This is a genomic window from Rothia sp. HC945 (assembly GCF_051370785.1).
Taxonomy (GTDB): Bacteria; Actinomycetota; Actinomycetes; order Actinomycetales; family Micrococcaceae; genus Rothia.
The window spans coordinates 1,913,164-1,925,109 of record NZ_JBFCSN010000001.1 but is presented as its reverse complement, the minus strand read 5'-3'; the positions used below and the strand labels follow the sequence as shown (position 1 = coordinate 1,925,109).

15 protein-coding genes and 1 pseudogene are annotated in these 11,946 nt (G+C 62.1%); 6 read left to right on the top strand and 10 right to left on the bottom strand.

What is annotated here, in order from left to right:
* Positions 1-37: 37 nt before the first annotated feature.
* Positions 38-1,226 (top strand): annotated as a pseudogene (locus AB0Y14_RS08575) (low temperature requirement protein A).
* Between the two features lie 13 nt (positions 1,227-1,239).
* Here the strand turns inward: AB0Y14_RS08575 and AB0Y14_RS08570 are convergent.
* Entirely contained in the window at positions 1,240-2,139 is a 900-nt protein-coding gene (locus AB0Y14_RS08570) for a LysR family transcriptional regulator (protein WP_436588776.1), read from the bottom strand.
* A 172-nt stretch (positions 2,140-2,311) separates the two neighbouring features.
* Here AB0Y14_RS08570 and AB0Y14_RS08565 point away from each other — a divergent pair, with 172 nt between their 5' ends.
* The 3 genes from AB0Y14_RS08565 to AB0Y14_RS08555 all read left to right on the top strand — a co-directional run bounded on the left by AB0Y14_RS08565 (position 2,312) and on the right by AB0Y14_RS08555 (position 4,440).
* Positions 2,312-3,490, top strand: coding sequence for a glutathione-independent formaldehyde dehydrogenase (locus AB0Y14_RS08565; RefSeq protein WP_436588775.1), 1,179 nt, complete (start codon positions 2,312-2,314; stop codon positions 3,488-3,490).
* A gap of 87 nt (positions 3,491-3,577) precedes the next feature.
* Complete coding sequence (locus AB0Y14_RS08560) at positions 3,578-4,135, top strand: type 1 glutamine amidotransferase domain-containing protein (RefSeq protein ID WP_436588774.1); 558 nt, start codon at positions 3,578-3,580, stop codon at positions 4,133-4,135.
* Positions 4,132-4,440 (top strand): putative quinol monooxygenase, encoded by a 309-nt coding sequence (locus AB0Y14_RS08555; protein ID WP_436588773.1) that lies wholly within the window; start codon positions 4,132-4,134, stop codon positions 4,438-4,440. Before AB0Y14_RS08560 ends, AB0Y14_RS08555 begins: the two co-directional genes overlap by 4 nt.
* 806 nt (positions 4,441-5,246) lie before the next feature.
* On the opposite strand, the gene AB0Y14_RS08550 is transcribed toward AB0Y14_RS08555, so the two are convergent.
* Both AB0Y14_RS08550 and AB0Y14_RS08545 read right to left on the bottom strand, forming a co-directional pair.
* Positions 5,247-5,786 carry a hypothetical protein gene (locus tag AB0Y14_RS08550; protein ID WP_436588772.1) on the bottom strand — a complete coding sequence of 180 codons (540 nt, stop codon included), beginning with the start codon at positions 5,784-5,786 and terminating at the stop codon, positions 5,247-5,249.
* 36 nt (positions 5,787-5,822) lie between these two features.
* Positions 5,823-6,233: a hypothetical protein gene (locus tag AB0Y14_RS08545; RefSeq protein WP_436588771.1), complete on the bottom strand. Its 411-nt coding sequence runs from the start codon at positions 6,231-6,233 to the stop codon at positions 5,823-5,825.
* A gap of 236 nt (positions 6,234-6,469) precedes the next feature.
* Between AB0Y14_RS08545 and AB0Y14_RS08540 the strand changes: the two genes are divergently transcribed.
* Positions 6,470-7,384, top strand: coding sequence for a tyrosine-type recombinase/integrase (locus tag AB0Y14_RS08540; RefSeq protein WP_436588770.1), 915 nt, complete (start codon positions 6,470-6,472; stop codon positions 7,382-7,384).
* A 34-nt stretch (positions 7,385-7,418) separates the two neighbouring features.
* Positions 7,419-7,541 (top strand): hypothetical protein, encoded by a 123-nt coding sequence (locus AB0Y14_RS08535; protein ID WP_436588769.1) that lies wholly within the window; start codon positions 7,419-7,421, stop codon positions 7,539-7,541.
* A 246-nt stretch (positions 7,542-7,787) separates the two neighbouring features.
* Here the strand turns inward: AB0Y14_RS08535 and AB0Y14_RS08530 are convergent, their stop codons facing one another.
* The 7 genes from AB0Y14_RS08530 to AB0Y14_RS08500 form a co-directional block, all read right to left on the bottom strand.
* Positions 7,788-8,606, bottom strand: coding sequence for a GvpL/GvpF family gas vesicle protein (locus AB0Y14_RS08530; RefSeq protein WP_436588768.1), 819 nt, complete (start codon positions 8,604-8,606; stop codon positions 7,788-7,790).
* A complete protein-coding gene (locus AB0Y14_RS08525) occupies positions 8,603-8,926 on the bottom strand; it encodes a gas vesicle protein K (protein ID WP_436588767.1) in 324 nt (107 codons plus the stop codon). Before AB0Y14_RS08525 ends, AB0Y14_RS08530 begins: the two co-directional genes overlap by 4 nt.
* A 12-nt stretch (positions 8,927-8,938) precedes the next feature.
* A complete protein-coding gene (locus AB0Y14_RS08520; RefSeq protein WP_436588766.1) occupies positions 8,939-9,904 on the bottom strand; it encodes a gas vesicle protein in 966 nt (321 codons plus the stop codon).
* Positions 9,905-9,910: 6 nt separating this feature from the next.
* The gene (locus AB0Y14_RS08515) at positions 9,911-10,366 is read right to left on the bottom strand and encodes a gas vesicle protein (RefSeq protein ID WP_436588765.1); all 456 of its coding nucleotides are present in this window, start codon (positions 10,364-10,366) and stop codon (positions 9,911-9,913) included.
* Between the two features lie 62 nt (positions 10,367-10,428).
* Complete coding sequence (locus AB0Y14_RS08510) at positions 10,429-10,932, bottom strand: gas vesicle protein (protein WP_436588764.1); 504 nt, start codon at positions 10,930-10,932, stop codon at positions 10,429-10,431.
* Positions 10,929-11,183 (bottom strand): c-type cytochrome biogenesis protein CcmI, encoded by a 255-nt coding sequence (gene ccmI / locus AB0Y14_RS08505; protein ID WP_436588763.1) that lies wholly within the window; start codon positions 11,181-11,183, stop codon positions 10,929-10,931. Before ccmI ends, AB0Y14_RS08510 begins: the two co-directional genes overlap by 4 nt.
* A gap of 9 nt (positions 11,184-11,192) precedes the next feature.
* Complete coding sequence (locus tag AB0Y14_RS08500) at positions 11,193-11,942, bottom strand: GvpL/GvpF family gas vesicle protein (RefSeq protein WP_436588762.1); 750 nt, start codon at positions 11,940-11,942, stop codon at positions 11,193-11,195.
* Positions 11,943-11,946: the final 4 nt, after the last annotated feature.

The window sequence follows — 11,946 nt, the reverse complement described above, 5'->3', positions numbered from 1 at the left end:
TCCGCTGTAGAAAGTGATCGCCGTTTTGAGGCGCGCTATGTGGGTTGATCTAGGCAATGTCGAGGTCGGCGAGGTGGGTGTGGAGCGGAGTATGCGCGGCGATGGTCACGGCGGTGCGGACGAGCAGGCAGCCGAGGACACAGCGGATCGGTCGGTCGGGCCGCTGGAGTTGTTCTTCGGCCTGGTCTTCGCGATGTCCCAGGTAATGATCCTGATGCTGGCGGATATCTCCTGGGCGGGCTTCGGCCGCGGGTTCCTGGCGCTGGCCGCAGTGTGGTGGGCATGGGTCTGCTACGCCTGGCTGACCAACACCTCGGACCATGCCGGGCACCGACTGCTGATCTTCCTCGCGATGGCGGCGATGTTGGTCGCGGCGGTCGCGCTACCGCAGGCATTCGGCGCGCAGGCGCTGGTGTTCGGGATCGCGTTCCTGGCGGTCCGGCTGATCCACGTTGCGCTGCTGGCTCTCGACGTGCGGGGCGAGGCGGACGTGGGTGCGGCCGTGCTGCGGCTGGTCCCCACCCTGCTCACCTGGCCGGCGCTGCTAGTGGCCGCCGCATTCGTCGACACACCGGGGCCGGAGTTGCTGTGGATCGCGGCCGCGGTGGTCGGCTTCTCGGTACTGCCGGCTGGGGTGTGGCGCCTGCCTACTTCATGGAGCGGCACGGGCACATCATCATCGCGCTGGGTCAGGCGATCGTCCAGGTCGGCGCCGGCACCGAAGACTCTCTGGGGCAGCCGGGTGTGGTGGCCGCCATCCTCCTCGCCGTACTGATCGCGGCCGGCCTGTGGTGGTCCTACTTCGGTTATCTCCACGGCGGGGTCGAACGGCGGCTGCGCGGTACCGGGAACCGGGAGCGGGCCCGGCTGGCGCGCGACTTCTACAGCTACCTGCACCTGCAGCTGATAGCCGGGTCGTGTTCTTCGCGCTCGGAGTACACGAGACCGTCGCGGGTGCGACTGATCCGCTCTCACTGTTGCCCGCCGTCGCTCTGGCCGGTGGTGTCGCGCTGTTCTTCGTCGGCGACGTCGGCTACCGATGGCGCGATCATCACCAGTTGGCCGCCGATCGCCTCCTTGCCGCGGTAGGGGCCCTCGTGCTGATCCCGGTGGCTGTGTTCGCGCCGGCGCTGGCGGCACTCGCCGGACTGACCGTCGTCTGCGCGCTCCTGATCGGCTGGGAACTCTGGCAGCACTCCGCGATCGGGCCGGTCGACAGATCCTGAGAATTCAGCACCTTCACCGTTCCTGCCCCCGGGTGCCGGCGAGCAGGGTGATGACTTTCTGGAGTGCGGGGTGGGCGGGTTCGCGCCAGATCAGTTCGACGGGGACCAGTAAGGGGGGGGCGAGGGGACGGATGATGATCCCGGGGGCCGGGAGGCGCTCGGCCATCGCCGGGGCGACCGGTCCCACACCGTGACCTGCCGCGACCGAGCGGAGTATGGCTTCCGGGGCGTTGATGAGGTCTGGTTGGGTGAGCACCTGGTCGGGACGGGGTGGGCCGGCCGGGAGCAGGTGGCCGATGATGTGGTCCCAGATGCCGAGGAAGAGGTCGCGGGGAAACATCACGATCGTCTCGGCGGCGAGGTCGGCGACCGGGACTGCTTCCGCGGCGGCGAGCCGGTGCCCGGCCGGCAGTGCGAGGTGCAACGGCACTTGGCGCAGGATGGTCCCGGCGAGGTCCTGGTCCTGGGGGGAGCGGACCCACACGATGGCGGCGTCGATGTGTTCCTGGCGGATCGCGCGGATCGCGTCGCTGTCGGTGCTGATCGCGGTGGTGACCTCCAAGCCGGAGTCCGGTCCGGACAGGTGGTGCAGGGACCCGTCCATGACGTGCTCCACGGCCGGCACGACGCGCAGGGTGAGGTGCCGGTGGCGGCCGTCTGCGCAGCGGACCTCGTTGCGGGCGCGTTCGGCTCTGGCTAGCAGGCCGTGGGCGTGTTCGAGCAACATTTCCCCGGCGGGGGTGAGGGCCACGCTGCGCGGGCTGCGCTCGAGCAGGGTCACGTGCAGGTCCCGTTCCAGGGCCTGGATCTGTTGCGACAGCGAGGGCACGGCGATGCAGAGCCTGCGGGCGGCGCGCCCGAAGTGCCGTTCCTCGGCCACAGCAACGAAGTACCGGAGTTGTCGGAGCTCCATACCAGCCATGTTAGCCCCCGGCTAACGTGCAGGAGGAAACACTTTCTGGCAGTGTCCGGCGGCCCGTGGGAGAGTGGTGTACGACCCTTTAATCCCTCAATAGTTGCGGAGGGTGACCGGGCCGCTCGTTCCGCACCATCCTCGCCGCAGTACCGATCCCAGGAGGCTCATCATGAAGGCTGTTGTCTATGACGGAACGCGCCAGATCAGCGTCAAGGAGGTCCCGGACGCGAAGATCGAACGGCCCACCGACGTCCTGGTACGGATCACCACCACCAACATCTGCGGTTCGGACCTGCACATGTACGAGGGGCGCACCGACTTCGAGACCGGGCGCACCCTGGGCCACGAGAACATGGGCGAGGTCATCGAGGTCGGCGACGGTGTGGACAAGGTTAAGGTCGGTGAGCGGGTGGTCCTGCCGTTCAACATCTCCTGCGGCTTCTGCAAGAACTGTGAACGCGGTTACACGAATTACTGCTTGACCACTCAGCCCGATCCGGCAGCGGCCGGCGCGGCCTACGGGTTCGCGGCGATGGGGTCGTGGGCCGGCGGGCAGGCGGAGATGCTGCGGGTGCCCTACGGCGACCACAACTGCCTGCGGCTGGGTGAGGACGCAGCCGAGAAGGAAAACGACTACGTCATGCTCTCCGACATTTTCCCCACCGGCTACCACGCCACCGAGATGGCCGGGGTCGTCCCTGGCGACTCCGTGGTGATCTACGGCGCCGGCCCGGTGGGGTTGATGGCAGCCCTGTCGGCCACGATCAAGGGCGCGGCCAAGGTGATGGTCGTCGATCGCCACCCGGGCCGACTGCGGCTGGCCGAGAGCATCGGGGCCATCGCGGTTGATGATTCCAAGACCGATCCTGTGCAGTTTGTCCTCGACCAGACGATGGGCCTGGGCGCGGACCGTGGGTGTGAGTGCGTGGGCTACCAGGCCCACGACCCGCAAGGCACCGAGGATCCGGTGATGACCCTGAACCGTCTGGTGCAGTCGGTGCGGTTCACCGGGGGCATCGGCGTGGTCGGGGTCTTCCTGCCCCAGGACCCCGGCGGCCCGGACGAGATGGCCAAGCAGGGGAAGGTCGCCTTCGACTACGGCCTGCACTGGTTCAAGGGCCAGACCATCGGCTCCGGCCAGGCCCCGGTGAAGAAGTACAACCGCCAGCTACGGGACCTCATCGCCGCCGGCAAGGCCCGCCCGTCCTTCATCGTCTCCCACGATCTGTCCCTGGATCAGGCCCCCGATGCCTACCAGAACTTCGATGAGCGCAACGACGGCTGGACCAAGGTCGTGCTGCACCCGGACGGTTCCGGCCAGCAGAAGGCCGCAGCAGCCTCGCGCTGACCCCTTTCTCCCCACGTTAACCGGTGGGGACACCGGGCGGGCTGCCCGCACGGGCAGACCGCCACCTCTCACAGAACGGAGCAGATCATGGCAGACGAGTTGAACGGCAAGCGAGTCGCGATCCTGGCAGCAGATGGCGTGGAGCGGGTGGAGCTGGAACAGCCGAGACAGGCTCTACAGGATGCCGGGGCCACGACCGAGCTGTTGTCACTGCACGAGGGCGAGATTCAGGCCCGCAACAACGACCTGGATGCGGCCGGCACGTTTCCGGTCGATGCCCTGGTTGAGTCGGCCTCGGTCGATGACTACGACGCCCTGTTGCTCCCTGGCGGCACGGTGAACCCCGACCAGCTACGAGTGGACCCCGCCGCGGTCGGCTTCGTGCGCGATTTCATGGCCACCGGCAAGCCGGTTGCCTCGATCTGCCACGGACCGTGGACGCTGATCGAGGCCGGCGTCGCGGCGAACCGGACGCTGACCTCGTACCCGAGTATCCGCACCGACCTGCGCAATGCCGGTGCGAACGTGGTGGACGAGGAGGTCGCACGCGACGGGAACCTGGTCACCAGCCGCTCGCCCGACGACCTCCCGGCCTTCAACTCCGCGATCGTGGAACTGCTCAGTCAGGCCGGTAAACGAACATGATCGAGGTTGCGCTATCGGTGATCGTGCGGGCCAAGCCCGGTAAGGAGAAGGACGTCGCCGACTTTCTGCGCGGCGCGCGCTTCGTCGTCGAGCAGGAGCAGGGCACGCGGGCCTGGTTCGCTCTCCAGTTCGACGAGTCGAGCTTCGGGATCTTCGACGTGTTCCCCGACGACGCCCGCCGGACCCACCTCTCGGGGAGCGTCGGGCAGGCACTCACCGCGCAGGCAGGAGAGCTGTTCAGCGCAGAACCGAGCATCCAGAACATCGACGTACTCGCGTACAAGCTGCCCGGCGAGAGCGGCTAGGGGACTACCGCCTCAGCCTGGCAGCACCATGACCCTGAGTACCCGTGTTCGTCTACGGGACTGCGGCTCTCCGTGGCCTTGGGACTGCCGCACCGATAGGTGACATCTGATCTGGCTTGCCCACAGGGCGGCTGGGGACAAGAAATCATGACGAGGGGGCTGATTACCGACGTATTCATCATTGCGGATGGACACGCCACAAAAGGGTGGTCCCGTGTTCATCGGCGGAGACGAATTTTGAACCGAGCTGATAGGGGTCTCGGGGGCCGCATCTCGCAGAGTATGATACAAGGTGTCCCAGGAGGTCATTAACTGTGCGGCTTCGTAGCTCCGGACACGGCCCTCTCGGTCCATGCGCTGGCGAATGCTCAGTGGCGCGCTCACGGAGTGGGCGGACGAGCCGATCTGATTGAGGAGGAATTCAGCCTCGGGTTGCATGACGATACCAGCTCCGCGGGACTGGACCTGTCCCGGTGAACGTTCGAAGACGCTAACTTTCGCGCCGATGCGGGTGAGGGCGATTGCGGCGGCCAACCCACCGACCGATCCGCCAGCGACAAGGGCATGCATGTTTGTTTGGGACATCCATTTTCACTTTCGTTGGTGCGCAGTGGACCCGGCACCATTGATGGGGCTCGATTCTATCGAGCGTCGTGAGAGTGCTCCACCCTTCAGGGTGGGGGTGAATCACAGCCCTTCTTGACCTACGCCCTGAGATGAGATGTACTAGGATTGCCCACTTCCGTTGGGAGTTGGAAAGGAAGGGCCAGGGCACCTGCGGTTTCGTAGGACCTGGCCTTACGTATTTAACTCAGCTCGATCGTAACCTCAGTGATCAGCCGGGTGATCTGCTCCGGCAGCTCGTCATGATGAACGTGCGCGTCCCCGAGGGTGCCGAGGACGATATCGGGGGACCAGAGCATGGGGTCGATTTCACCCCGCATCCAGTCGACGCGGGTCTCACGGTTAAGGGCATGGCGGGCGCGCAGGCCATCGATGCGTCGGCGATCGCTGAGATCTAGCGCTTCTCCGCGGGATTCGAGGAAAATCCGGGAGACGCACCGTTGGTCCAATTCCCACAGCAACCGTTCCAAACACAGTCCACGGGCCCGTTCCTGTTTGATGCCCACCAGTGGCGTACCAATGACGATGACGTGGTTGAGATCGAGCCTGGGGATGACTTGCTGGACGGTTTTCTTACCAGCGTCACCGAGGTCTCGCCAAAGCAGCTTCTTACCTCGCGGAGCGTGCTCGAGCAACAGTTCCGAGGCGCGGACTGCCTGTTCGATGGTGGATAGGGACGCCCCTAAGAGGTATATGGGCACCTCCACGCCGGTGCTACGCATGATTCATCCACCCAGGCATGCAACCTCGTGCCCTCCTCAGAGCTTATCGGTGTCTTCGGCCTCAGTAGCAATGGTCTTGGAACGGTTCCCGCGGACTTCGGCGGAACCTCCCTGCAGATCCACACACAGCATGCCGTCTTCTACGTAGGGCTCGTAGCGTCGGCTCGTCTCGTGTTCGATCCGGTAGTAGCGTAGAAAGCTGACCGCCGCCACTTGGGCTTGGCCGGATCCGGGGGAGACGCGCAACCGGTAGCTGCGTGGAGACACTTCAGCTTCCTGGAAGGCCACAACCTGCCGGTCAGGGTCGAAGAGCAACTCAACGACCGCAGGTGTGTCGATCAGGTCATGTGCTGCGGCGTTGATCGAGATGACACCACTTTTTTGGATGGTCACACTAGGTGCGCCCTTCATGGGTGTTCTGCGCTGGTCAAAGACCTCAAATCCCACAGCGCCCTCCTCAGACGTTCAAGCTACCTAGCGGTTTGGCTAGCACCTATGTCAATACTGCACCATGCCAGCCTACCAAGAATTTTCAGGCGTTCTAGATCTTCCAAATATCCAGAAGATGCCATATCCGTTGACCTTTCTTAGACCCTTCAGGTGGACCACAATTGAACGTGACATAATCTCTGTTATGTTATATTTCAGAGGTTCGGAGGTGAACCTGACCTAGGAGGCCCACCATGAGCCAGATCGACTCGTCAAAATTGCCTGGAGCGAACGCAACCCGACATGGGGACCTAATCGGTGCCTGGTTGGCTTCCTACGGGTCGGAGAACACTCGCGTTTCCTATCGTCGGGATGTGGTCATCTTCTGCACCTTTCTCGATGCTGCTGGCCAGGATCTACTGGCGGTGACCCGCGCCCATATTGATGTCTTTGCCCGGGCCCGGACTGCTACCGGCGATGCCGATAACACCGTCGCCCGGCGGATCGCAGCCGTTTCGGCACTATATAAATACGCCCTCACCGTGGAGGCCGTGGAGAAGAACCCGGCCGAATTCGTCCGCCGCCCGGTCATTGACCAGGATCAAACCACCACTGCGGCATTGACCCGGCGCGAGGCCATGCGGTTACTGGAAGTCGCTGAGGCCGATTCGGCCCGGGCCTATGCACTGGTGGATTTGCTGCTCTCGACCGGGGCCCGGATCAGCGAAGCCCTTTCTGCGAGGGTCTCCGGACTGGGGCCTGACCGATTGGTCATCCGCCGCAAAGGCGGGAAGAAAGCCCTGGTGTATCTGCCTGAACATACTGCGGTGGCCTTGCGGGCCTTGACCGGAACTACAGGGGTAGAAGTCATCCGCGGGGCCGAAGCTGAGCGGCTGGTCTTTACCACCGCCACCGGCCGGGCCTGGGCACGATCGAATGTCCACACCACCCTGACCCGATTAGCTCGGGCTGCAGGGATCACCAAGACGATCAGCTCCCACGTCCTGCGTCACACCCACGCCACCCTGGCTTTGGAACTCGGTGTGCCGTTGCACCACCTGCAAGATTCTTTGGGTCATGCCGATCCCCGAACCACCCGCCGCTATGACCACTCCAGGAAACGGCTGGCAAACTCCAGTGCCCACCAGGTTGGAGAGCTGTTCGCCTAGCCACCGTGTGGACACGGCCACGAGCAACCGCCTCATGGCCGTGGTCGTTGGATACATCATCCTGGTTAAGATTCTCAGTCTGGTTCTGAACGGCGAGGAGCGTTTCAACGCTCGCGGACTTCCGGGCGACGTCGGTTCCGTTCGGGAGATCCGGTAGTTGCGTCTACCTCCAAGGTGTACTCGACGTTACGTTCTCCGGTAAGCAGGACCTGCCGGAGGCTGAGCTGTGGCGTATAGCTGATCTCATCCAGCTCCCGGCGGGCTGGTTGCGATTTCACACAGTCGGCATGCTACACACAGGAGTTCTCCCCTCCTGACCATGTGCACGGAACCTGTCCAAAATCGTGTCCCCATGGGCAGAATCGCAGGCCCCATAAAAGTTTCCGGCCCTCAATCAGATCACTCAAACGTGGTTTCGTTCCTCGAATGAGGCCTTAAGGCCCTCTTCGCTTTCTAAAGTTTCGACGAATGAGTAAGGAGGCCAAGGTCCCAGGAACCTGATGGTGGCAGCGGGGTTCTCATCCTTGATCGCTGAGAGCTCGACTCCGAGATCATGCGTCCGTTCTGCCTCGACCAGGCATGAGGCGCTAAGTACAGGGACTAGATCTTGTTGTCTGGAAGGATGCCGGTATTCCTGGATTTCCACACAATGGGCCGCCATTCTGGTCCGATAGCCTGGGTACGCATGGTCGGCAGCCGTGTCCGCAGTTTCTTTCGAGATCTTTTCGAGGCGTTTTTGCAACAGTCGTTGCACTCCCGCAGGTCGTGACTGTAACTCCTCTTGGAGCTGACGGATGTTTGGGTCCTCAGCAGCCAGCTGGGACCGGTTCAGCGAGATTTCGACACGCAACTCAGACTTCCCAGCCAAAGAGTTGAGCCTGCCCGTCAGCGTTTTTTCGGAGGTCGCAAGCCACGACTTAAGTTGTTCTTCGGCCGATGCCCCTTGGTCTTCATCTGACTGGACGATGACGTTGAAGGACATAGGAAGCACCGCACCGGCGGTCACCCAGCCCTCTTCGACCACATCGCTATGCTGCAAGACCCATCGTTTGACGTCCTCGTCCGGGCCATCGTACGGACCGCCTTCGTGGGAGTGCACCACGGCACGAGGGCCGGTTTCATTACCGACAATATGAAGGGGGGCGCTGTCGATACCCGTGATCTGTGGTTGATAGTCCCCAGCAGGAACGATCGAATATACGTAAAGCTTGTTGCCAGTCATGTGACGTTCTTCCGGTCCTCCTCGGCCCACCGGGCCGGATTGATGAGTTTATCCACGACCTCGTCGACGACGTCGTCGAGACCGCGGTGCAGATCATTGACCGATGCGCTGATTCCGTGTTCCGCCTTGAGCTGATCCATCGCCTCATCAAGCTCCATTAAGGCTTCACCGAGACGATTTTGTTCCTCCTCGGTAAGGTCTCCACCCTCCATCCGCCGGACGGCTTGGGTCTCTAAGGCCTCTTGAATCACCTCGACTAAGGTCACTACGAGCGTGAGAACACCGTGTTTGAGGCTTTCCTCGTCAACTTGAAGTGCCATGCCATACCTCTGCTACAACTCGTTCTTGGGTGATGTCGTTTCCGCTGCCGGATCAGCCGGCACCGGTGCCCGGCTCCCCCACCATGCGGCGAGGCTCTGTTGCCAGGTCTCGAGGTCTTCGGTGGCCAGGACAGTGGTGCCGTGTTTGGTCGTGAGGCTCAATACCGCGGGCTGGTCAGTCGGGTTGTGCCGGGACTTGGTTTCCAGATCCCACACATCCCCGGGGTGCAAGCGGACTAGGGCCCGGCTGTCCATCGGCGATTTCCAAACCAGCCCTTCACCCTCGCTCAACGTGGCCCGACCGGCGCGCCATGTGATGTCACCGGAGCGAGATTCGAGGAACCAAACCCGACCCTCATACAGTGGACCGTGCTGCGGAGCTTCAGCCTCCAGGGCTTGCGGCATACTCGTATCTCGTAGCTGTTCCTTGACCAGGCCGATCAGTCGTTCCGGGTCTACAGCTGAGAGCTTGGCAGTACTGGCATCGCGGAGCTCGACGTGGATGCGAGTTCGTCCTTCTCCGCCGATGGAGCGTTCATTGAGCGGCCGAATCGAGGTTATGTCGGACAGGTTTGCCTCCCACAAGGTCTCCTGCGGGTCTCGTCGATGGATGATTAACCGACGGTTGGTCAGGTAGGCGCTACCCGGCCTCCATGTCCTGTAAAAATTGTCCTGGTAATGCCCGCCGGCCATCTTGGCGATGATTTCTTCGTCTTCGCCCATAGGCAGATGAGCCGTCATCGACTTTCGAACCCAGGCTCGGGTCTGTTCGTCCCACTGGCGCATCATCCCGTATTCCAGCATCGTCTCAATGCCAGCGATGGTGGTCCTCAGGTTCACGCCGATCAGGGGAACGTCAGCCACCGAAATGATGAGATCAAGATTAAGGTACACACCTTTGTTCAAGAGCACCTCAATCAAATCGGGGAGTGTCGCCCGTGGGTCTCGACTGGGCTGCATCGCCGCGGTGTCGGTCATGGAAGGCTACTCTCCTGCTTGGAGGCCGGAACTCGAGAAATCTTCGGGCCGCTGCTCAGGCGTCTTCGAACTTACGGACTGGCTCGGCCCCTGCCGGCTCAGCTCTTTGGAACGCGCGCTCTGCCAACCGCACCAAGGGCAGTACTCATTCATCAGTTGCTTAAGCTCGGCGCGCTTTCCGCACTGGGGACATGTGTCCTTCTGCTCAATCGCTTCTTTCCACGCCACAGTCTCCCGGTCGGTACCTGCCGGGAAATCCAGACCATACCGCGCGGCGGTCTCAAACGAGGCCAAAGCGGCCCGGATTCGGATCCCCAGTAACTCCACTCCTGCTACTGAAACCATGATGTCAGCGTTAAGTACCAGCCCCTTATCGAGAAGTGTCTCTACGACTTGTAGAAGAGTGCCTTCCCGATCCCGCTGGGGTTCCATAGCATTATTCGAGGTGTTCGCTACGCTCATCAGTAGCTCCTTTGGTCATGACAGCACGGCCGGCTGTAGCAGCTTGAGATAGGCATGCCGGTTCAGTCGGAGGGGTGGCCACGTACATAGCGGTCCGTTCGGTCATAAGCGGCGATGTCTCCCTCGGCGTCTAATTCCACTTCGTAGATGGCCAACAGATCAGCTGTATCAGGGATGCGGCGGGACTCCGCTACCTCCAGTCGAACCACCCATCCTTCCCCGGCCTTCTTGACCCCGACTACCGACTCGGGTTGGCGTCGCGTTAACTCGACAAATTGTTCAAGCGCTGATTTGACGGCTTTGCCGGCAGAGAGCTTCGGCCTTACGTTCTTTGGCGAGCTATCTGTCCAGGGCTGTTGTTCCGGCGATGTCTGGTGTTGCTTATGGTCGGATGGACGCTCATGCTCAGATGAAGGTCGCTTATCCGGCGTGCGGTTAGAGTTCGTAGTCGATGGTTTGCGCCGAGGAGGTTCATCGTGGCGGTTTGCAGGCTTTCGTTTCCGGTCCTCGGGCTGGTGCTCTGCGGAGTCGTTTTTCGCCATGGATGCTGGGCGGTGGTCGTTCATCCTTGCTCCTTCGATTTATTGCGTCTGGTGGCTTCGAGGAGTCGCCCGACTAGTTCCCGCTCCAATTGATCGGCTTCCGAGTCGTCAAGGCGTCCGTCTCGACGGGCATCGGCTACTTCTTCCAGTTGGCGGCGAATCTTTCCTCGGTCGTAGAACTGCTTCTCGGCTTCGTCACGCACCTGTTCGGCGACCCATACGGTCCCCCGGAGGGGAGCAAATGGAGCTGAGAAAATTGCGGAGAAAATGCCCATCGGAGACCCTTACGCGGGGAGCTTGGGGAGGAAATCGTAGGGCGCTTGGGGGCCGAGCAGCCGGAAGACCAGCCGTGATTGATTCTGTTCTGCCAGTTCTTCCACAGTCGACTCGAAATCCTCGACCGCATCGTTTTCGACGAGTACGGCGACCTCAACGACGTCTTCGGCCTGTCCAAGATCGCGAACGACACGTTCGGCGGTGACTTCTTCGAGCCTTTCAAGCAAAGGTTCGGCCTCGGTAGAACGTTTGGCCTCGAAAGCTCCGACGATAATCTCTCCCAGGCGAATGCGCTGGGGCCGCGTTTCGTCCTCGCTGGTGCCAGCGATCGCAACACGAAGCTCTGCAGCTTCTCGATTCTCCTCAACGATCTCCCGCAAAGCCTCGTCCCGGTCGAAGCGCACGAGCAGGGTGTACTGGGCGTGGCCCTTAAGCTGAACCAAACTCTCGTAGTATTGTTGCTCGTTCGGCTCGAGAACATCCCTAGCTATTTCGCCTGGATCAGGGACCACTGTCCCGAAAGCCAGTGGCAGAACCGGTTCGTTGGCACCGATCCGGTCCAGGACGGTGGTGTGGGCCACCAGATCATGCGGCGTCCCCAGGTCCTCAACGGTGTCGACGTCGCTGACTACCGCGGCGAGTCGACCCGAGCTAATCTTACGCACGGGTTGATTCTGCACGCCTTCAAGATCGAGATGCTCCTCCCGGTCATTAAGAAGTATCCCATAGAAGTACGTCTCCCCCGATGGGGCGGCCATGTTA